Here is a 21,940-nt window from a genome sequence, read left to right on the forward strand (position 1 = left end):
TTAAATCTGGATGATTTATATCTACACCACTATCTATTACTGCTACAATAACCTCTTCATCACCTTGGGTTATTTCCCATGCTTCTTCTATGTTTATATCTATTCCAGCAACGCCAGATTGCTGTTGAATGGTTTGTCCAATATTTTTAAGTCCCCATAACTCGTTGCTTCTTTCGTCAGATGTAAGGTTAAGGGATTGATATATATAATTAGGCTCTATATATTCAATATAATCATGCGATTGAAGGTTATAGAAGTAGTTTGCCATCTGATCTAAGTCAACTAAGTTAGACATGGAAACTAGTCCAGCATTCATAAACTCGAAATTCTCAATCATTTCAAAATTATTTTGGAGAGTAGTCTTTACTAAATCATTTTTTTCAACATCATCCCTGTATTTAATTATAAATTCACCTGGTACAGCACTATGTACCGTATTGTCTTCTTCGGCCCACATATCGATTACAGTACTAAGTTCGATATCATTACTTATCATGCTATTCATTGGTATAATCGCATAAACACTTTGTGGGATTGCCATCAATATAACTAGTAAAATTGGTATTATCTTAAACTTGTTTTTCATCTTGTCGCCCCTTTTATAGAATGTTTTGAAAAATTATTCTCTAAAAAAGCGTGAATGCCATAAAGCATTCACGCTTTTGTTTGGTTATTATTATTCAGGCGCTACGTCAGTCCAAGTATCTGAACCTTCAACTCTGTAAAGATTGAACGATGCCATATAACCATATTTTGCTCCCATTTCTAAGTAACCAGCATAGTCTAATCTACCAGCTACATAATGCTCAGTTGCATTTCCTGTTGCTACTTCATAGTTAACTGGTTCTTCTGGCTCTGGCTCTGGCTCTGGCTCTGGTTCTGGCTCTGGCTCTGGCTCTGGTTCTGGCTCTGGCTCTGGCTCTGGTTCTGGCTCTGGCTCTGGCTCTGGTTCTGGCTCTGTCTCTGGCTCTGGTTCTGGCTCTGGCTCTGGCTCTGGTTCTGGCTCTGGCTCTGGCTCTGGTTCTGGCTCTGGCTCTGGCTCTGGTTCTGGCTCTGGCTCTGGCTCTGGCTCTGGCTCTGGCTCTGGCTCTGGTTCTGGCTCTGGCTCTGGCTCTGGTTCTGGCTCTGGCTCTGGCTCTGGTTCTGGCTCTGGCTCTGGCTCTGGTTCTGGCTCTGTTACTCCATTTGGTTCTTCGTCAGTCCAAGTTGTTGATCCTTCCACTCTATAAAGCCAGAAGGATGTTCCAAATCCATATTTTGCTCCCATTTCATTGTAACCTGTTACATCTAATCTACCAGCTACATAGTGCTCTGTTGCTGTTCCATATTCACTTTCATAGTTAACTGGCTCTTCTGGATCCGTTGGCTCAGGATCTGTTGGTTCAGGATCTACTGGATCCGTTGGCTCAGGATCTACTGGATCTGTTGGTTCTGTTGGCTCTGAAGAAGTTCCATTAAAGAAGTTCCATATGATTGAACTCATATCTGGTCCATTTGGATCTGTGTAGCTTCCTGCTGTGCTTCCACCTGACCAGTCATGGCCCATTCCATCTACCATCCATTTTTCCATTACGATGTTACCTTCGCTGTCATTGTAACCATATCTTGTAAAAGATCTTCCACCTTGTACTTGACCTTGCTCTGTTAAATCTGCAGTTGCATTGATAGAACCATTCGCTTGTCCATCATCTGCTCTGTCATTTGTTCTTGCCCATTGTTCAATTGTTTGATGCGCATTTACTTCTCCTACTGTAAAATCTTGTGTTCCGTGGAATACAATTGTTGGCATTACTCTAGGTGTGCTTTTTGTCATTTCGTCATAAGCTAGATCCCCTTGTCTTACTGGGTCTGGACCACCAGAACTCATCGCTGTAAATGCCCCCGTCATACCTGTTGCTGCTTTGTACTCTAGTCCTGCAGCAGATCCAACTCCACTAAAGATGTCTGGGTATGTAGCCCCTAAAATTGTACTCATTGCTGCCCCTGCTGATAAACCAGCAACGTATACACTATCATCATCAATTGAGAAGTTTGATTTTACATGGTTTACCATACCTGCAATTAAAGCTGGCTCGCCACTCCCTCTATGTTGGTGCGCTCTTTCAAACCAGTTCCAACACTGACTTGAGTTTGCAGAAGAAGTTTGTACTGGATACATAACAATAAAGTTTTCAACTGCTGCTAAATCATTCATTCTTGTTCCTGCTGCAAATTGATCTGCATCTTGTGTACATCCATGTAACATAACCATTAATGGCACATCTGTTCCTGGTTCATAGCTATTTGGAACAAATACTTTATAAGTTCTACCACTAAAGGATACGTTAGTGAATGATCCTCCGCTTGTACTTGCAAATGATGCTAGCGGTAATAATGAAATTATTAATGCTAGTACCAGAAGCAAACAAAGCTGTCTTGAATTTCTGATTTTCATTGTAAATCCCCTCCAATTATTTTTTTGTAATAATGGCATACTGATTTGCATCATTATTGTACACCACCATTACTTTGTTGCAGAACTCTGCAATTCTGCTTATTTATAGCTATTCTATCTTTGTCCTTTTTTTTCCTTTGTGTACGATTCAACTGGCATATTTTTTGTCACAACACGCATAATTGTATGTATAATAAACACATTAAGTCTTTTATTTAAATGAATAAAAGGTTTATCCAGTGGATAAACCTTTTATTAAATCATCATATTTATGTCTGCTCATAGCAGCTATTTTTTTACTACCTTTAAATTTTATTTCGTAAGATAAATTCCCTACTAACATAATTTTTGAAATGTTGTCTTTATTTACAATAAAGGATTTGTGGGTCCTTATAAAGCTTTTACCAAGCATCTTTTCTAACTCAGCTAATGTTTTTTTCGATGTAAAATGATTATTACCCGTATGTATAATGGATACCCTATCTTCTTTTTCTATATACAATATATTGGCTTTGTTTATAACATGTATGGTGTGCTTTTCCTTAATTGTAATTACATCATCTCTTTTTTTCTCTGATTCTATTTCTGAAACAAGAAGCGTATTTAACACTTCACTAAATTTTTGTATGTCTATTGGTTTTAAAAGATAGTCATATGGATGAACTGAAAAAGAATCAATGGCATATTCCATATGGGCTGTAACAAAAACAAACCTTGTTTCGCTAGATACTTTACTTATCAACTTTGCTGCATCAATACCATTTAAATTTGGCATATCAATGTCAAGAAAGGCTATGTTTAGCCTTTCTTGCTTTGCAATCTCTACTGCTTGTACCCCATCCTCCGCAGTGAAAATTTTACTTGCAAAAGGATTTTTTGAGGCTACTTTTTTCAACATTTCCCTTGTGGGTTTATGGTCATCGCAAATTAAGATATCTCCCATGTTAACACCATCCTAAAGCTCTTTTTTGATGCTTTCTGGTATTTCAGGTTCATGCAAACCCCACAAACTAGTTGTGCTTACGCCACTCATTGCAACTACGGTTAGTAAACTAGCTGCTACAGTTAAAATGTTTCTTTTCAAATGTTTCATCATGCTTGTTCCTCCTTTCTTTTAAAATTTAGATTATAAAATACTAGCATTATGCCTGCTTTGCTAGGCATTACTACTAAGATTTTATTACTTGGATAACTAGATCAACTTTTTAAAAATCTTTTGGCTAACATTTAGATATTATTATCACATTTATTCCTTCTCTTCTTTAATCTATGTAATCTATCCTTTGCGCCAGGTTTAACTGGCGTAAAATATGTGCTAACATTTAGATATATGTGCTTAAGAGGTATTTATCTTTTCTTTGATTTTATAAATGTGTCTTCCTTTATTAAATAAATAGAAACAATTATGGGTGATATTTTTTATAAGAGAGGTATTGAATTTTTTTTACTTTTTGAAAGGCTGATAAGTCCTTATTAAATTTCAAAACTTGTAACCTTCTTACCTAATGGTGTTGCAAGGAAAAAAGCTAACATGATTCCTCCTAAACTAGATGTAGCTGCTTCATCGTATCCTGATTTTTGAACAAACAATATGACTATAAACCAAGTGGTTAAAAGTAAAATTGTTTTTTTCTTTATTTTTTTTCTTAGCTCAGGGTTTTTAATGGATTTTTTCTCTGTCCCCATAGGCACCCATTTAATTGTTATTAAAATACCCATTAAATACAGTGTTATAATTAATGAAAGTAATAGTTGCTGTGGAATAACAATTACTTTACTGAAAAACCCCAATAAAAGCATGAGAAATGTACTATAAACAAAACATTTATTAAAAGTGTCACAATGACTTCCACCAATTTTTCGCCTAAATAGAATAAAGGTTACTACTACTATTGTGGTAGATTTAAAAATATTTAATATATATGCAAATACGAATATTGTAATAAATTTAAGAAACTCACCTAAAAACACCTGTAACCCGTAGCTTAAAATTCCCCTTTTTTCATCACTGTACTTTAATTCATGACAAATATAAGACGAAATACTATCAGATAGTTTTTGCACCATAACTCTATTCCCCCCTTGGTAAAATAGCAGTAAAAACTACAGTCTTTCTAGCTGTGTTTTCAACATTTATACTTCCATTATACTTGTCCATTATTTTTTTACAAATATGCAGTCCATATCCCCTTGTTTTTACGTCCTTTGTTGATATTCCCGCTTCAAATAATGCTTTTTGAATATTATTGCTTATGCATCCTGGATTTTCAATTTGAATTGAATATCCTCTTTTGCAATGACCTAATGTTATATTAATCCATCTTTCATCCTTTGGCATCAATATAGCTGCTTCTATTGCATTTTCTATTAAATTGGTGGCCAAATTATTTAGCTCCCAGGAATTTAACTTGATTTTATCTATTTTTTCCTTGCAATTTATCTCAAAATTAATTCCCTTTTCCTGGGCTACTTCTCTTTTCGTATTTAATATAGCTGTTAGCACAGGATGGCCCACTCTTATAATCTGATTTGTTGTTCTATACTCCTTACTAATACCCGTTATGTAATTTGATAGTTCTTCATATTCCTGTAAGTATAATAATGCATTTATTGATTGTATATGACTGACATAATCATGCCTTTCGGTTTTAAGTAATGTGATTAATTCTTCTACGGCTTTCATATTTGTCTTAACTAAATTTAACTCTGTTTGCTTTGCCTCGTACTCTCCCACCCTTGCAAGGGAAATAATCACTAAAATCGTTATACTAATAATTAAAATGTTATATATAAATATATTGTTCTTTAATGAATCTAGAGAGTCTGCCATTCTTATTGATGTATTAAGCATTAAAATTAGAATCGTTTGAAATAAAATTGTAAAAATTAAAATATATTTTCCCGTATTTTTCAGTCTAATCACCTGCTATATCCCATAAATAAAATTTTTTATTTTTGATTACAAATAAGAGTAATAATGATGAGAAAAATACTGGTATAAAACAAAGGATCGTTTCTTTAGAATTGTCTATTAATGAAGTAAATTCAGGCTCAAAAAAAACATCTAAAACCATTAATACAATGCTTTGAGTAATCCCTTGTGTAGCTCCTCCTATTAGTACAGGTATAATGGCCTTGTAGTATCTTATTTTAAAACAAATAATTGCTAGAAAATAAAAAGAAGCCAGTTGTACAATCACAGAATAGGCCAACCCCATGTTTGCAGCCATTACTATAAAAGCAACTATTGCTTGTATAACCGATGCAGCCAATAATGGGGCTATTTTAATATTTTTAATATTGCAAAGATTTAAACCTATTAAGAATATGAGAATTGCCTCTGGAAATGAAACGAAAATCGAAACATATAAATAATTTAGCATCTTTATCCCCCTAGCCTCTTTTAAATAAGTTAACTAAAACAATTATAATGAATATCAAATAATTGCAAATAGTTATATTGGTCTTTAGTGCTCTAAAGGACTATTTAAATACTTATTGGAAATAAAATCGGATTTTTTGAGGTGCATCGGAGAGGTTGAATATATTTTTATTGTTTCCTATTCCTCTCAGCTTCTATATCCTTTAAGTAAAATCTTTTATTTTTAATTACTAATAAGAGTAGTAATGATGTTAAAAGTACAGGTAGGAAACAAAGAATAGTAACTTTAAAGTTTTCTACTAATGAAGTAATGTCCACTTCAAAAAAAACATCTATAATCATTAGTACAATACTTTGAATAATTCCTTGTACAGCTAATCCTATTATTACAGGTATAATGGCCTTGTCGTATTTTATTTTAAAGAAAATAATAACTAAAAAATATAATGAAGCTATTTGTATTATTGCTGAATATACTAACCCTATATTTGCAGTCATTACTATAAACGCAACCATTGTTTGTAAAATTGATGTAGCTAATAAGGGGCATAATTTGATATTTTTAATATTAGAAAGATAGAGACCTATTAATAATACAAGAATTACTTCTGGGAATGAAACAAAAATCGAAACATATAAATAATTTAGCATATTTATCCCCCAATTTAATTAATCATGACATATCAGTATGATATAAAAGGGTATATCTTATTAAGCATAATATCATATATGTATTTAAGCTTGTGTCGAATACCGTCGAAAGAAATATGATTTGTCATATTTTTGTCGAAAGGTTATATTTGTTCCCTAAATACTTAATCTGTAAATACTTCGACCTCTGAAAAAAATATCCTTCAACTGTTCTTCTAAGGTAACAGGTATAACAAAACCAAGACTTCAATTGTCTTGGTTTTATTAATGGCTCATCGAATTTGGTTAAAAGTCACTGGCTTTTCTCATAGTTAAAGGTTAAAAATGCTCTCAAGTCCTGACTTCTTTCAACACTTCTCATATCAATGATAATTTGATCGGTTCTCTTATTTTTTATTTCAATTTTTAATATCTCTTCTCGTGTTTCTTTTAATGATGTCATCTGTGACCACTTTGTAAATTTACCAGTCTCATAAATGCCATTTTCATATATTTCAATTTTTCGAAAAGCACTTATCCCTATTATTATCATAAATGTGTTGAAGAGTATTACATATAATATCAAAATTTTTTCTGGGGCATTTGCAAAGTGTAATAGCATGAATACATTGACTAACAATCCAAATGATACTGTTAATGTTTGTGTACTTGACTTGTGTTTAAAGCGATCTAAAAGATCTCCACCAAATCTTTTGGCCCTATAAAAATGTATCGCCCTATTTATAACAATAACTGTTCCAATCAAAATGATCATATTTATACTAAATATAAAACCAAATATTTTATAAATAATATCCATATAGCCATATCCCCACCTTACTATTAGTGATCTAGGAAATTGCATTATCTGTACAATTTCCTACAAATCATTTAGTTCTAGTTAATTAGCTTGATTCCCTTTATTTCTTTCCTTGTTTTTACCTTTAAAGTTTAATTTCTGTTATATTAGGTTTTAATGCTTGTTAAAAAATAAGTCATTTGCTTTTAATCTAGCTTTAACTTTTTAAGTGCATCGGCAAGAGCGGTGTTGATCGGTTCTTCACTAGCTTTTTTCTGTTCTTTTAAATATTTAGATACTTCTCTTTTTGATGCGTTATTACCCTGTTTTTTCTTTCTTTCGTTAAAGGAAGAAAGCTTCTCCCTATGTCCACAGGGACATGCAAAAATCTGTCCTTCTCCTTCACCTCGAAGTTCAAGTTTCTTTTTACAATTCGGGCATCGGGCGTTGGTAAGTCTTGATATTCCCTTTTTATATCCGCAGTCCCTATCTTGACAGATGTGCATTTTGCCTTTTTTATTTTTCACTTCAAGAAGGTACTTCCCACACTCTGGACATTTGTTCCTAGTTAAATTGTCATGTTTAAATTTATTTTCACTTTGTTTAATTTCATTAATCAAGGTTTTTGCATAACTGCGCATATCTTTTACAAAGTGATCTTTCTTTAAACTTCCCTTTGCGATTGCATTTAGTTTTTGTTCCCACTGAGCGGTTAACTCTGGAGATTTTAGATCCTCTGGAACGAGATCAAGGAGCTGTTTTCCTTTAGAAGTTATATAAATATCTTTTCCTTTTAACTCTAATAAAAAAGTGTTAAACAGTTTATCTATAATATCCGCTCTAGTGGCTACGGTGCCTATTCCTCCGGCTTCCCCCAGGGTTTTGATTAAATCCTTACTGGTGTCCTTCATATATTTTGCTGGATTTTCCATTGCAGAAAGCAAAGTAGCTTCATTGAATCTTTTCGGTGGCTGTGTTTCTCCTTGGGTTTGGGTTACGCTACTTATCTCTAGCGTATCTCCATCCTTTAATGTAGGTAAAATTTGATCCTTTAATTCTTCCTCTGCTTCATCATCATACTGGTTAGAATAAACTTCTTTCCAGCCTTGATGGTTAACGATTTTACCTTTTGCAATGAATGTTTCATTTTCTATATTTGCCCTTATCGTAGTTTGTTCATATTCAAAGGGCGGGAATAGCACAGCTAAAAATCGCTTTACTACTAAATCATATATTTTTCTTTCCCGGTCACTTAAGGCGCCTAGGTGTACCCGTTGCTCTGTAGGGATAATTGCATGGTGATCTGAAACTTTGCTATTGTCGACAAAGCTCTTTGATGTTCTGATTGGTTTATTTAAAATTTTATTGGCGTAACTAGCGTATGGTCCGACTCCACAGGCCTTTATCCTATCTTTTAATGTCTCTACAATATCAGAGGAAATATATCTAGAGTCTGTTCTTGGATAGGTTAGTAGCTTATGGCTTTCGTATAGTCTTTGCATAATACCAAGGGTCTCTTTTGCAGCGTATCCAAATAGCTTATTTGCATCCCGTTGTAGTTCTGTAAGGTCGTAGAGTCCTGGTGCGTAGCTTTTCTTCTTTTTTTTGCTCACTTCATTGATCTTTAGTTTTTTATTCTGCACCTTTTTTTCAATATCAAGCACTTCGTTTTTATTAAATGTCTTTATATCCTTTGACTTATTATGCTGCCATACTAAATCAAAGTCCTTTGTTTTTACTTTCAGACCATAGTAGGTTTGGGGTTTAAAATTACGGATAGCTTCTTCTCTTTGTGCGATCATTGCTAATGTAGGCGTCTGTACTCGCCCGCAGGAGAGCTGTGCATTGTACTTTGTTGTTAGTGCTCTTGTAGCGTTAATACCTACTAACCAGTCTGCTTCTGATCTTGCTACTGCTGATGCATATAGATTTTCGTAGGCTTTTCCGTTTTTCAAATTGCTAAAGCCTTCTTTTATTGCCTTATCCGTTACAGATGAAATCCAAAGACGTTTAATTGGCTTGTTTGGTCGGGCTTTTTCTATAATCCACCGAGCTACTAGCTCTCCTTCTCGACCGGCATCCGTAGCAATTACAATTTCTTTTACATCTTTACGATTCATCTGAGTTTTTACACTATTAAATTGTTTGCTGGTTTTTTTAATTACAACCAGTTTTAAATAATCAGGAAGTATAGGCAAATCTTCTAGCTTCCACGTGGCATAGTTTTTACCGTACGCCTCTGGATCTGCTAAAGTTACTAGGTGCCCCAAAGCCCAGGTTACAATGTCTGTGGTGCCTTCAAGAAATCCATTCCCTTTTTTATTGCAATTTAGCACTCTGGCAATGTCTCGTGCCACAGAGGGTTTTTCTGCTAAGATTAATCTTTTACTCAATTTAAACAAATCCTTTCAGTTTATAAAACAGCGAAGGATTCTCCGGCTTATATAGTTGTCCCTAAAGTTAAAAAACTGAAAGTCAACACCGAGATACTTCACTTCGTTCAGTATGACATACTAACATTCCTTTTATTTAAAATCTAATTATTTTAGATTAGTCTTTTCAATCGCCATTATTTCTTTTAAAAGCTTTTTAAGTCCTTCTTCAAAAAGCCTATTATCTTCTTTGCTTCTTTTTGGTATTTTACTATACTTTTTTTGTTTCATTCTCATCTGTTGATTAATGTGTCTTTTCATTAAAAGACCATCTATATTTTCCTTTGTATATTCCCAGCCATTTTGGTGAATAGCATAGGCATCTTTACCAAGGGCTAAGGCCGCTACCCCATAATCTTGGGTTACAATGATATCCCCTTTTTTGGCATTGTTAATTAGCACTAAATCAGCCATGTCTCTTCCCTGATCCACGGTAATAATTTTTGCATAGTCATCATTTAGTTCATGACATATATTTTTAACCATAATAACTTCTATTTTATGCTGTTTTGCTACATCTAAAATAATATCTTTTACAGGACACCCGTCGGCGTCTACTAATATTCTCACAGCCATCACCTCTTTACGACAAATAAAAATATAAAGGGCAATGTAATTGCCCTTTGGTTCTCTTCTTTCAGTTTGTTAGTTGGACAGTTGATGTTTTTTAACAATTGTTGAGCAGTTGTTTAGCTGTAGTTAAACAGTTGTTTAACTATTGCTTAACTATCGTTCCGCTATCGTAATAAGTTGGAAAGCGCAAAGGAGTCAAACTCGAGATACTTCACCGTTGTTACAGTAAGCCTCTTTTACGCCTCTTCTACTGTTAATTTAATCATTTTGTCCCCTGCTCTAATATCATCTACAACATCTAAACCTTCAATCACTTTTCCAAAAACTGTGTGTTCTCCATCTAAATGTGGTTGTGGGCTATGGCAAATAAAGAACTGACTTCCACCTGTATCTCTTCCAGCATGGGCCATTGAAAGACTTCCTCTTTGATGCTTGTTGGGATTATTTTCTAATTCGCATTTTATGGCGTATCCTGGGCCACCTGTTCCTGTACCATGGGGGCATCCTCCTTGAATTACAAAGTCTGGGATTACTCTGTGAAATGTTAGACCATCATAAAATCCTTCTTTTATTAGTTTTTCAAAGTTTGCTACGGTACCAGGAGCATCTTTTTCAAATAACTCTGCCACCATCGTACCTTTTTCTGTTTCAAAAATAACTTTTTTCATATGTATACCCTCCTAATTTTCTTCATTGCTACATTTTTATTGTTGCCATATTATAGTATAATTCATTCAGTTCAATACTTGAAGTATTATTTAAAGACTGTTACTTATCTTTGAATAACAAGATGCATAGCATCCCAATAAATTGAAGTTTATTATCTCTAAATTACATATTAATACTAGTTTTAACTACACAAAATTTTTTTCTTTTCTATAGCAAATTCCTCATCCGTAATAATCCCTCTATCTTTTAGTGATGCTAACTTTTCTAATTTTTCATATGGGTCATCATCAGATTTTGATGTTTGCTGAGATTGTGTGTTATTTTTTACTTGCTCCAATGTTTCTAGTGCTTCTTGTACTTTGTTTGTAAAGTTTTTAACGGTTTTTTTCCAGACGTTCTCTATTTTCCGTGACTTTGCCCCATCTGTAATAATTATTTTTCCAAAAAATATACCTGTAGATCCGGAAACTGCGTTAACTCTATTCAAAGGAATAATTTCTTGCTTCATGCCATAAATCATCCCTTTATCTAAAAATATAATCCTCTTATCAGTTAGGGTAATTAACCACGTACTTCCATCCATTAATCCTGAAGAAAAGCCTAGCACTTGCTCTCCTTCACGTAATACTTGGGGTAAATAATGCAATTCTTTTTTTGTAAAGAATTGATCGTCTCCCATTTCCTTTGCAATACGGTTATACTCATTTTGCAACTCATCCTTTGATGCATTTTTAAAATCAAACACAGTATCTCCTCCCTTATCATATGTATTAAGTGTAGGTATACTTCTTATTTTAACATGAAACTATGGCTTATTATTTTTTATTTGTAAGTACCTATGATTAATTGAGTTGTGCAGCACTTCTTTATTGTCTTAAAACTACAAAATAAAGAAGCGGATAATACCGCTTCTTTATTAATTGTTTTTAATTTTTTTCCTGTTTATTACTAAATATGCCCCTGGAATTAGGACACCCAGTATATACCACTTCATTCCCTTATCTCCAGTCTTAGGGTTTTCAGTTGTTGTTTCACTAGATTCTTCCTCTTCAACTGAAATAATTGTAAATGTACTGAATTTATTAATTGTAAACTTAATCCCTAATAAATCCTCTTTGTACTCAACTATTTCTCCTTTTACTAGTACTTTTTCTCCGTCACTGTGTTCTATAAATACCCTCAGACTTTCTAAAAACTGTTTTCTTTCCTGTGGATCATTAGGTAAATTTTCTGTTGGTATAGGTAATATTATGTCAGTAGATTTACTTTCCATATTCGTTTCAATCACTGCTGGCTTACCTATAATATCAAATTCTTTTTCCTTTATTTCATCTTGAATAACTTTTTCACTTTTCGCTCTTTCTTTTATTTCTTGTTGCTGAGGAGCTTCTCTTACTGGTACTATTCTAAAGAATAATTCTTCACCTAGATTAAGACTACTTGTCGTCTCTTTAGGTAAAATAATTCTTGCGACATCTGTAAATACCTCAAAATTCATTGCACTTTCTTTAAGAATCTTCAGTGTATTCGTTGGAATTTTAATTAGTGTTTCTGTTACTTTATCTTCTTCATCTGCAATATTAATTTGATGCGTATCTTTACCCTCTTGTTTTAATTGGTCTATAGTGGCTCTAGCTGCTTCTTCTGTGTACTCTACTGAATCGACTATGGTTCCATCTGATTTTTCTGTTCTTTTTATTATGGGTTTTAATATAGGTTCTTTTTGATATTGAGCTGTAACAGTTAGATTATTTTTCACACTATTAAAATCTATATCCCAACCGCTAAAGGTGTATCCTTCACGAATTAAATCAGTCGGTGCAGTAGCAGTACTACCACGTAAAACGATTTCTGATTTAACTTCTGTTCCATCAAAGTCTTTAAAGGTTACTGTGTACTCTTTAATCTGCCATTTTGCATATAACGTAATATCTTCTGATGGTACTTGATCACTTTCAAAATTCCATGGTGTTGTAAACCCTGAGTCTTTATACCAACCATCAAAGTTATATCCTTCTTTTACAGGATTATTAGGCTGGTTTATTGTTGTATTAAAGTCTGCTATTATAGCATCTACCGTACTTCCTCCATTACTATCGAAGGTTATTGTATACTGGTTTATTTCATATTGCGCTGTTATGGTTACGTCCTGGGTTATATTGTTAAGTTTCTTATCCCAACCGGTAAATGTATACCCCTCTCGCGTTGGATTAGATGGAGATTTGGCGTTACTACCGTGGGTTACCACATCCGTCTTTAATGCTGTTCCATCAAAGTCTTTAAAGGTTACTGTGTACTCTTTAATCTGCCATTTTGCATATAACGTAATATCTTCTGCTGGTACTTGATCACTTATAAAGTTCCAAGGTGTCATAAAATCTGAATCTTTATACCAACCACGGAAGTTATACCCTTCTTTTATAGGGTTATTAGGCGCTTTTATTGTTGTATTAAAGTCTGCTATTATAGCATCTACAGCACTTCCTCCATTACTATCGAAGGTTACGGTATACTGATTTATTTCATATTGTGCTGTTATGGTTAAGTCCTGGGTTATATTGTTAAGTGTCTTATCCCAACCTTTAAATGTGTAACCTTCTCGAATTGGATGTGTTGGAGATATTGCGTCACTGCCGTGAGTTACCACATCGGTTTTTAACACTGTTCCATCGTAGTCTTTAAATATCACTGTATATCTATTAATCTCATACTCTGCAGTTACAGTTAAATTCCTCGTGATGTAGCTAAAGTTTTCACTCCAACCTGTAAATGTATATCCTTCTCGAGTTGGATTAGATGGGGGTCTGGCACTACTCCCATAAGTGACCTCTTCGGTTTTTAATCTCCTCCCATTATAGTCATTAAACCAAACTGTATACCTATTAATAGCAAAGTTAGCTATTAGATTTATACTTTTAGAAATATTGGTGTCGGTTCGTGTAGCCCACCTTAAACCATCACTCCACTCTACAAAATGAAAGCCTAAATTTGGTGAGGCAGTCACTTGGGTTCCGTTTTCACCATGTACAATAATTTGATTTTTTTCACCATTAATTGTCCCGTAAGGACCTGCTGTATAAGTTAAATTATATAAGTATTTAAAGGATTTATCATTACTAAGAGCATATGATTTAGCTGTCGAATCTTCATAGCCATAGATAATCAGGTCGTCCCGGTTGTTACTAAAAGCTTCATCTCCTATGGAAGCAGTCTTGTGTAAGATTTTCACATGCCCAAGGTCATTGTTCTTAAAGGACAAATTCCCTATATTCGTTACACTATCCGGAATACTTATATTATATAATTGATTATTCTCATAGGCCGAATTCCCTATATGCCACACACTATTAGGTATGTTTATTGTTTCAAGCTGATTATTCATAAATGCTCCGGTGTAAATATAGCGTGGTCCATTTGCTATAGTGACATTTGTAAGTTGATTGTTTTGAAATGCATAAGAACCTATTGAGGAAACACTAGCGGGTATATTTACACTAGTAAGTTGATTGTTTTGAAATGCATAAGAACCTATTGAGGATACGCTACCGGGTATATTTATACTTGTTATTTGATTATCAGCAAACACGCTGTAGGATAGGCTTCTTAAACTACTAGGCAAGTTGATCTTTGTAAGTTGATTGCCACGAAAAGCTCTTGAGCCAATGGAACTTAAATTTTTTGATAGGGTTACACTAGTAAGTTGATTATTACTAAAAGCATCCCATCCTATACTAGTTACCGTATCAGGGATCGTTAAATTTATTAAACTATTGTTATTAAAAGCATAATGTCCTATACTTGTAACACTATCTGGTATGACAACACTTTCCATTTCATTGTATCTAAACATTCCACTACCTATGTTAGTAATCCCATCAGGTAATTCTAAATGTGTAAATTTATTATTTGTAAATAAATAAGAAGATTCTCCTAATAATCTGTGGGGAATTGTTATATTCTCAAAACTACTAAGTTGATTATTTGCAAAAGCATAACTTCCTATACTTGTAACACTATCTGGCATTATTAGACTTGTAAGTTTGTTGTTTCCAAAAGCATAATGTCCTATACTTGTAACACTGTCTGGTATGACAACACTTTCCATTTCATTGTATCTAAACATTCCATTACCTATGTTAGTAATCCCATCAGGTAATTCTAAATGTGTAAATTTATTATTTGTAAATAAATAAGAAGATTCTCCTAATAATCTGTGGGGAATTGTTATATCCTCAAAACTACTAAGTTGATTATTTGAAAAAGCATAACTTCCTATACTTGTAACACTATCTGGTATGACAACACTTTCCATTTTATTGTATCTAAACATTCCAGTACCTATGTTAGTAATCCCATCAGGTAATTCTAAATGCGTGAATTTATTACTTGTAAATAAATAAGAAGACTCACCCAATAATCTGTCCGGAATTGTTATATTCTCAAAACTACTAAGTAGATTATTTGTGAAGGCACTACTTCCTATGCTGGTAACACTATCTGGTATTGTTATGGTAGTGAGTTGATTGGCACGGAATGCCCAAGTACCAATGCTAGTCACAGTATCTGGAATTTCTACACTCGTAAGACTTTTACTACGAAATGCATGACTTCCTATATCTGTTACCTCTACTCCACCAATAGTACTAGGAATAATAACATCCTTTGGCCCTGAATGACTATAATTAGTGATGGTGCCTGTAGCTGCATCAAAGGTAAAATAATGCTCCGGTGTATATAATAATTCTCTTGTTACTTCTATTGTATATGTTTTTATGCTGTCATCCTGGGCTGCTACATCTACATTTATTGTATTTTTACCGATATCTAAATTAATATCACTTGACGCATTTCCGTTCTTTACCACTTCACCGTTCACGGCTACTGTTGCGGTTGTATCTTCAACTGTGGGTGTCACGGTTATACTACTGATCTCATTTTCTACATTGGCTGTATAGCTCGTTGTTCCACTTTCAAAGTTCGGTGATAATGTACCCTCACTTAAGGCTATGTTGCTTAAATCTGCATTGCTCGATACTGCCCTTGTTACCGTTACTGTATATATTTTCACATTTCCATCTTCAGCAGTTACGACTACATTAGCCTCATTTTCTCCAATAATTAATGGTATATCTGCTCCACTTCCATTTATCACTGGTGTGCCATTTACCGTTACTGTTGTTGACGAATCCACCAATGTTGGAGTCAATGTTATGCTGCTTACTTCATTTCCGACATTAGCTATGTACTCCGTCGTCTCACTTTCAAAGCTCGGTGATAATGTACCCTCACTTAAGGCTATGTTGCTTAAATCTGCATTGCTCGATGCTGCCCTTGTTACCGTTACTGTATATATTTTCACACTTGCATCTTCAGCAGTTACGACTACATTAGCCTCATTTTCTCCAATAATTAATGGTATATCTGCTCCGCTTCCATTTATCACTGGTGTGCCATTTACCGTTACTGTTGTTGACGAATGCACCACTGTTGGAGTCAATGTTATGCTACTTACTTCATTTCCGACATTAGCTATGTACTCCGTCGTCCCACTTTCAAAGCTCGGTGATAATGTGCCCTCGCTTAAGGCTATCTTACTTAAATCTGCATTGCTCGATCCTGCCTTTGTTACCTCTACTGTATAAGTTTTTGTACTTCCATCTTCAGCGGTTACGACTACATGTATTATGTTGATTCCAACAGTTAGTGGTATAGCTGCTGTTGCATCGCCGCTTATTACCTCATCGCCGTTTACTTCAATACTTGCCATCTCTTCTGCTACTGTTGGGGTCACCGTTATGCTATTTATTTCATTTGCTACATTTGCGGTGTAACTTGTTGTGGTGCTATCGAAAATTGGTGATAGCGTCCCTTCACTCAGGGTTATGTTATCTAAATCAGCATTGCTAGACGTTTGTTCTATGGTATAATCCCCTGATCCCAATTCCGTCTGTGCTACAACGATATTTGTTGACATAGATAATAGCAAACAAAATATTAAAAATAATGAAGTCACTTTACTTTTTATTTTCATCCCTTTTTCCCTCTCTTCTTCTTTATTATAAATATTCTAATCCTTATGACTTAAGTACAACACACTGTAACAAAACAACTTTATAGTTCAATAACTAAATTTTACCACAGGATTCCATTAATAATTGTTAAGGCAAGTTAAAGATATTTTAAATTTTTCTTAAGGTGTAAACTCGCGAACATATGTTTGGTAAAATTCCTTACTTCGTGGTAAAATAGTTGTTAGAGGTGTTGATATGGATATTACATCAAAATTAAATATATTATCCGCAGCTGCTAAATATGATGTGTCCTGTTCATCCAGTGGAAGTAACCGTAAAAATAACGCTACTGGTTTAGGAAATGCAGCGTCTAGTGGTATTTGTCATTCTTGGTCTGAGGACGGTCGATGTATTTCATTACTAAAAATACTTTTTTCGAATGAATGTGTTTACGATTGTACTTATTGCACCAATAAAATAACGAGTGATGTTGAAAGAGCGACCTTCACCCCGGAGGAGGTTGCTAATTTAACGATTAATTTTTATAAAAGAAACTATATTGAAGGGCTATTTTTGAGTTCTGCTGTTTTCAAAGATCCGGATTACACTATGGAGCTATTAATTAAAACCGTACGTTTGTTAAGAGAACAAAATTTTAATGGCTATATTCATTTAAAGGGTATACCCGGGGCTGATCCTAAGTTAATTCATCAGGCGGGACTTTATGTAGATCGTATGAGTGTGAATATTGAAGTCCCTTCAGAGACAAGCCTACAGGCCCTAGCCCCACAAAAGAAAAAGGAAAATATTATTAAGCCTATGGCTTTAATAAAGCATGGTATTACAATAAACAAAGAAGAAAAGAAAAGTTATAAAAAAGCACCTATGTTTTTGCCTGCAGGGCAAACCACACAGCTGATTGTTGGAGCCAGTCCTGAAGCTGATTTAAATATACTAAAACTCTCGGAAGGCTTATACAATAAATTTACAATGAAACGGGTTTACTATTCTGCTTATATACCGGTTGTTGAAAATAATCGGTTGCCTAGTATACAAACAAAGCCCCCTTTTCTAAGGGAACATCGACTTTATCAGGCGGATTGGCTTCTTCGTTTTTACGGTTTTCATGCAGAGGAACTTTTAAGTGAATCTAACCCCAACTTTGACCTTCATTTAGACCCGAAGTGCTTTTGGGCTTTGGAAAATATTCATCTATTTCCACTAGAAGTTAACAAAGTGGATTATAAGGAATTAGTTAGGGTCCCGGGTATTGGTATTCGATCTGCTATGAAAATTGTTGCTGCAAGACGAATGACAAAGCTTGATTATATGGATTTAAAAAAGATGGGTGTTGTACTAAAGAGAGCGAAATATTTTATAACCTGCAAAGGTAAATATTATGGTGGGATTATTTTTGAACCAAACATTATCAGAAATTTACTTATTGAAAAACCACAGAACCATACTGAGCAATTATCGATTTTTGATCTTTATCCTGAAACTATAATGAAAAAAGAATTAGGTAGTAAAGTAACGGGGGAATTTTAATGCTTATTTACATTTATGATGGGAGCTTTGATGGTCTGCTTACTTTAACATACGATAGTTACTATAATAAAGAAGTTCCGGATAAAATTATGCAAGAGGCGTCTCAAGAGGACTTTTTAGCTAACTATACAGTGATTAAAACCGATGAAAAGAAGGCACAAAAAGTGTACGAAGCAATTAGGGATAAATTTTCTAAAGATGCTTTGAATCATATATATTATGCCTTTTTATCTGAGCAGCTTAATCGGGAAAAATTTATTTTAAATTATATAAAATTAGGGTTTAAAACCGGAAAAGATATAGATCGAATGCTCTCTAATGATACGGTGCTATTCATTCATAACCTGAGTAAAAAGGTAAGTCGTGAAAGACATCGGATGTTAGGGTTAACTCGTTTTATAGAATTAGACAAAGGCATTTTATATGCAAAAATCCAACCTAAATACAATGTTTTAAGTTTATTGGCACCCCATTTTTCTAAAAGGCTATCTGGGGAACGGTGGGTTATTCATGATGTAGATCGTGCAGTTGCTGTAATTTACAGTAATAGTGAATGGTACACTAGTGAATTTAAAGTTGAAAAAGATGTTCCCTTAAGTGACCAGGAAGTATTGTTTCAATCCCTATGGAAAAATTATTTTGATAGTATTTCTATTAAAGAAAAGCAAAATCTAAAACTCCAGCAAAAAAATATGCCGAAAAGATATTGGGGAAATCTAGTTGAAAAAAATTAAGCCGAAGCTTTTGCTTCGGCTTTTTGATTCCAAATATCTATAGACTCGTTGTAAATCGTCTTGCTCCTAAGAATCGATCCATCCAATAATCATGGAAGTTTAAGTTTCTTTCTGCTACGCCACTGCTTGTTAGTATGATAAAAGCGCCTTCGCCTACATAAATACCGGACATCGTTGGTGTCGTGGCATCAGTTCCAAACAAGACTAAGTCTCCGGATTCTAAAGCTTCTATAGGCACATTTTGACCACTTTCCCATTGCTCATAAGCACTTCTAGGAAGCTGCATGTCCAAAGCCTCACTGTATACTCTCTCTACGAATTGGGCGGTAGTATATCCTTGCAGCGTCGTCCCTAAGTATTCTTGTGCTTTTAATACTGCAGCATTGTTATGATTAACGCTTTCATATCGTCTTGCCCCTACATACCTTGGTGTCCAATAGGGACTGTTATCTAAATCCCTTATAGCTACGCCTTCAAATCCAGTTACAATAATAAATTGTCTACTACCGATATATACCCCTGGCAATAACACGCCACTGTCTCCTTCAAAGAACAGGGCATCCCCAATTTCTAAATCTTCTTTTTCTATTTCTTTACCTATGGTCCACTGCTGTGAAGCATATCTTGGCAAATCAATATTTAAACTTTGTTTTATTATATACTGTAAAAATCCAGAATAATCAAAGCCAGCTTCTGTGTTTCCTCCGGCTAAATAGGATACTCCTAAATTTTTATAGGCTTCCTCCACTACCGGATTATCTAATCTTAGACTAAGGGCGTCAAAGCGTTTAACTCCTGTATAATGCTCCATCCAATATTCCCCTAAGTAAGAGATGGTTGTTAACCCTTCGTCTCCGGTTGCATGGATCATGTAATTGTTTCCTAGATAAATTCCTGCGTGGGAAATACCCTCTTGCCATGTACCTGAGAAATAGATGACATCTCCCGGTTGTCTATTATTAAAATCTACTGTTTCTCCCACTTCCCATTGGTTGTAAGTAATACGGGGCAAATATACATTTAATCCATCTCTAAATGATGTTTGTACTAACCAAGAGCAATCAAAGCCCTCGGATGTATCACCGGTTAAAAGATAGGGGGTGCCAATATATTTCATGGATTCCCGAACGGCTAAGTGTTCGTGATTCAAAAAGTTTTCAGGATTCATGTAATATATGTCTGCATCAGTAAGTCTTTTTGCACCTACATATCTTGGTGCCCAATAAGGACTACTGTGTAAATTCCTTTCTTCTACTCCTATTGTTGTTTGTACAATGAAAATCCCATTGCCTTTATATATGCCGGGGATTAAACTACTTCCTTGGAAAAACACAATATCTCCTTGTTCAAGGTTTTCTTTTGCAATAGGCTCCCCAACCTCGTACATTCTGTCTGCAAAAACGGAAAGTTGTATCCCTAAGGCCTCTTCAAAGACATAACGTACAAAAAGGGTAGTATTAAAGCCTTCGTCAGGTGTTGTTCCATTTAAATTATAAGGATTCCCTAGTAAACTAAGTGCTTTTTTAACAGCTGGATTATCAATTTCCACTTGATTAAATGTTGTTTCATCAAACCTTCTGGCTCCTACAAGCCTTGGTTTCCAATAAACGCTACTATCTAGATCAATCTGAGATACCCCATTGCTTGTTACAACAATAAAGTTTCCATGATCTGTGTAGATACCTGGTAAAAGTGTACTACTTCCTTGAAAAAATAAAACATCTCCAGACTTAACTTCTTGTAATTCTATTGCTTGACCTAATTCCCACTGTTCTCTTGCTGTTCTTGGAAAGTCTACCTCTTTTATTTCTTCAAAAATATATTGTATAAGGCCTGAGTGATTAAACCCATCTAAATCATTTCCACCTTGTTTATAATCTGTCCCGAGGAGACGAATCGCTTTTTTTGCGATTGGGTTTAATTCAGGTAACAGACTTTTATACCGCTTTGCACCTACATATCTAGGATTCCAATATGGGTCTGTTTCAAAATCCCTTATTGCAACACCAGAAGAAGTTACAACTACAAAATCGCTTCCCTCTATGTATATTCCTGGTATTAAGGAGCTTCTTCCTTGAAAGAATAATACATCCCCGGTTTTTATATCGTTTTGATGAACTGTTTTGCCCATTTCCCACTGTTCTTCTGAACGACGGGGAAGATATACGCCAAAATCCTCATATACATATTGAACCAAGCTGGCTGAATCAAAACCCTGCTTTGGTGATCGGTGCCCAAAATTAAAAGGACTTCCGATTAGCTCTAAGGCAACTCTGTCTATTCCTTCTAGTGAATATTTCACTGCTCCTTGGGATAAAAAAGATGTAGATATTACCCCTAGTACCACTATACTTAATCCTAAGTAGATTTTAAAACGCTTCATTTTCCCACTCCTAGTCACTATTAATTTTTGCTGTACATCCAAAGAAAATAATTCCTAATGTTACAAAAATTATACCATATAAACACTGTGCAATTAGTAAGTTTAAGCGTTTCAAGCTTGTTTAATTATTTCCTTTCTATGTTTATTTTTCCATTTTATTTGCATTCTTTTTATTAACGATCATGAAAATGTTTGAGGCAATTTAAAAAAGCGTAAAAATATAATATGGAATAATTACATATTTAGCTTGAAGTTATATTGTTGGGGAAATTGCATAATTAAATTTAGTAGTATCTTTTTTAATATGTTTTATATTAATTACGGATTTTAAAAGATGCGCCTTTA

The 21,940-nt window shown here is 34.4% G+C and carries 17 protein-coding genes; 2 read left to right on the forward strand and 15 right to left on the reverse strand.

Going from position 1 to position 21,940, the window contains the following annotated elements; translation table 11 throughout:
- The 14 genes from RH915_RS04820 to RH915_RS04885 form a co-directional block, all read right to left on the reverse strand.
- The coding region (locus RH915_RS04820; protein ID WP_310478260.1) for a hypothetical protein at nucleotides 1–586 on the reverse strand (586 nt) is incomplete at its 3' end.
- Nucleotides 587–676: 90 nt separating this feature from the next.
- Nucleotides 677–2,434 carry an extracellular catalytic domain type 1 short-chain-length polyhydroxyalkanoate depolymerase gene (locus RH915_RS04825; protein ID WP_310478261.1) on the reverse strand — a complete coding sequence of 586 codons (1,758 nt, stop codon included), beginning with the start codon at nucleotides 2,432–2,434 and terminating at the stop codon, nucleotides 677–679.
- Between the two features lie 232 nt (nucleotides 2,435–2,666).
- Entirely contained in the window at nucleotides 2,667–3,377 is a 711-nt protein-coding gene (locus RH915_RS04830) for a LytR/AlgR family response regulator transcription factor (RefSeq protein WP_310478262.1), read from the reverse strand.
- Between the two features lie 12 nt (nucleotides 3,378–3,389).
- Nucleotides 3,390–3,530: a cyclic lactone autoinducer peptide gene (locus RH915_RS04835; protein WP_310478263.1), complete on the reverse strand. Its 141-nt coding sequence runs from the start codon at nucleotides 3,528–3,530 to the stop codon at nucleotides 3,390–3,392.
- 377 nt (nucleotides 3,531–3,907) lie between these two features.
- Complete coding sequence (locus RH915_RS04840; protein ID WP_310478264.1) at nucleotides 3,908–4,501, reverse strand: accessory gene regulator ArgB-like protein; 594 nt, start codon at nucleotides 4,499–4,501, stop codon at nucleotides 3,908–3,910.
- A gap of 4 nt (nucleotides 4,502–4,505) precedes the next feature.
- Complete coding sequence (locus RH915_RS04845; protein ID WP_310478265.1) at nucleotides 4,506–5,357, reverse strand: sensor histidine kinase; 852 nt, start codon at nucleotides 5,355–5,357, stop codon at nucleotides 4,506–4,508.
- A complete protein-coding gene (locus RH915_RS04850; protein ID WP_310478267.1) occupies nucleotides 5,350–5,817 on the reverse strand; it encodes a hypothetical protein in 468 nt (155 codons plus the stop codon). The genes RH915_RS04845 and RH915_RS04850 overlap by 8 nt, the downstream gene beginning before the upstream one ends.
- 167 nt (nucleotides 5,818–5,984) lie before the next feature.
- Nucleotides 5,985–6,467 (reverse strand): hypothetical protein, encoded by a 483-nt coding sequence (locus tag RH915_RS04855; protein ID WP_310478270.1) that lies wholly within the window; start codon nucleotides 6,465–6,467, stop codon nucleotides 5,985–5,987.
- Nucleotides 6,468–6,759: 292 nt separating this feature from the next.
- Nucleotides 6,760–7,266, reverse strand: coding sequence for a hypothetical protein (locus RH915_RS04860; protein WP_310478271.1), 507 nt, complete (start codon nucleotides 7,264–7,266; stop codon nucleotides 6,760–6,762).
- Nucleotides 7,267–7,451: 185 nt separating this feature from the next.
- Nucleotides 7,452–9,638: a DNA topoisomerase III gene (locus tag RH915_RS04865; protein ID WP_310478272.1), complete on the reverse strand. Its 2,187-nt coding sequence runs from the start codon at nucleotides 9,636–9,638 to the stop codon at nucleotides 7,452–7,454.
- Nucleotides 9,639–9,785: 147 nt separating this feature from the next.
- Nucleotides 9,786–10,247, reverse strand: a complete 462-nt coding sequence (locus tag RH915_RS04870; protein WP_310478273.1) for a YaiI/YqxD family protein — start codon at nucleotides 10,245–10,247, stop codon at nucleotides 9,786–9,788.
- Nucleotides 10,248–10,486: 239 nt separating this feature from the next.
- Nucleotides 10,487–10,918 carry a peptidylprolyl isomerase gene (locus tag RH915_RS04875; protein WP_310478276.1) on the reverse strand — a complete coding sequence of 144 codons (432 nt, stop codon included), beginning with the start codon at nucleotides 10,916–10,918 and terminating at the stop codon, nucleotides 10,487–10,489.
- A 182-nt stretch (nucleotides 10,919–11,100) separates the two neighbouring features.
- Nucleotides 11,101–11,664 carry a PH domain-containing protein gene (locus RH915_RS04880; RefSeq protein WP_310478277.1) on the reverse strand — a complete coding sequence of 188 codons (564 nt, stop codon included), beginning with the start codon at nucleotides 11,662–11,664 and terminating at the stop codon, nucleotides 11,101–11,103.
- Nucleotides 11,665–11,835: 171 nt separating this feature from the next.
- Nucleotides 11,836–16,950 carry a leucine-rich repeat protein gene (locus RH915_RS04885; protein ID WP_310478279.1) on the reverse strand — a complete coding sequence of 1,705 codons (5,115 nt, stop codon included), beginning with the start codon at nucleotides 16,948–16,950 and terminating at the stop codon, nucleotides 11,836–11,838.
- Between the two features lie 235 nt (nucleotides 16,951–17,185).
- On the opposite strand from RH915_RS04885, the gene RH915_RS04890 reads away from it, so the two are divergent.
- Nucleotides 17,186–18,478 carry a putative DNA modification/repair radical SAM protein gene (locus tag RH915_RS04890; protein ID WP_310478280.1) on the forward strand — a complete coding sequence of 431 codons (1,293 nt, stop codon included), beginning with the start codon at nucleotides 17,186–17,188 and terminating at the stop codon, nucleotides 18,476–18,478.
- Nucleotides 18,478–19,212, forward strand: coding sequence for a TIGR03915 family putative DNA repair protein (locus RH915_RS04895; RefSeq protein ID WP_310478281.1), 735 nt, complete (start codon nucleotides 18,478–18,480; stop codon nucleotides 19,210–19,212). The genes RH915_RS04890 and RH915_RS04895 overlap by 1 nt, the downstream gene beginning before the upstream one ends.
- Nucleotides 19,213–19,249: 37 nt before the next feature.
- Here RH915_RS04895 and RH915_RS04900 read toward each other — a convergent pair whose 3' ends face one another.
- Nucleotides 19,250–21,595 carry a C40 family peptidase gene (locus RH915_RS04900; RefSeq protein ID WP_310478282.1) on the reverse strand — a complete coding sequence of 782 codons (2,346 nt, stop codon included), beginning with the start codon at nucleotides 21,593–21,595 and terminating at the stop codon, nucleotides 19,250–19,252.
- Nucleotides 21,596–21,940 lie beyond the last annotated feature (345 nt).

Origin of the sequence: Serpentinicella sp. ANB-PHB4 (assembly GCF_031432315.1) — a bacterium.
Taxonomy (GTDB): domain Bacteria; phylum Bacillota; class Clostridia; order Peptostreptococcales; family Natronincolaceae; genus Serpentinicella.

Bases quoted from the DNA above. Each gene is read 5' to 3' on its own strand.
- RH915_RS04835 (WP_310478263.1), bottom strand. From the start codon at position 3,530: ATGATGAAACATTTGAAAAGAAACATTTTAACTGTAGCAGCTAGTTTA.
- RH915_RS04825 (WP_310478261.1), bottom strand. From the start codon at position 2,434: ATGAAAATCAGAAATTCAAGACAGCTTTGTTTGCTTCTGGTACTAGCA.
- RH915_RS04885 (WP_310478279.1), bottom strand. From the start codon at position 16,950: ATGAAAATAAAAAGTAAAGTGACTTCATTATTTTTAATATTTTGTTTG.
- RH915_RS04840 (WP_310478264.1), bottom strand. From the start codon at position 4,501: ATGGTGCAAAAACTATCTGATAGTATTTCGTCTTATATTTGTCATGAA.
- RH915_RS04860 (WP_310478271.1), bottom strand. From the start codon at position 7,266: ATGGATATTATTTATAAAATATTTGGTTTTATATTTAGTATAAATATG.
- RH915_RS04855 (WP_310478270.1), bottom strand. From the start codon at position 6,467: ATGCTAAATTATTTATATGTTTCGATTTTTGTTTCATTCCCAGAAGTA.
- RH915_RS04875 (WP_310478276.1), bottom strand. From the start codon at position 10,918: ATGAAAAAAGTTATTTTTGAAACAGAAAAAGGTACGATGGTGGCAGAG.
- RH915_RS04895 (WP_310478281.1), top strand. From the start codon at position 18,478: ATGCTTATTTACATTTATGATGGGAGCTTTGATGGTCTGCTTACTTTA.
- RH915_RS04850 (WP_310478267.1), bottom strand. From the start codon at position 5,817: ATGCTAAATTATTTATATGTTTCGATTTTCGTTTCATTTCCAGAGGCA.
- RH915_RS04830 (WP_310478262.1), bottom strand. From the start codon at position 3,377: ATGGGAGATATCTTAATTTGCGATGACCATAAACCCACAAGGGAAATG.
- RH915_RS04900 (WP_310478282.1), bottom strand. From the start codon at position 21,595: ATGAAGCGTTTTAAAATCTACTTAGGATTAAGTATAGTGGTACTAGGG.
- RH915_RS04890 (WP_310478280.1), top strand. From the start codon at position 17,186: ATGGATATTACATCAAAATTAAATATATTATCCGCAGCTGCTAAATAT.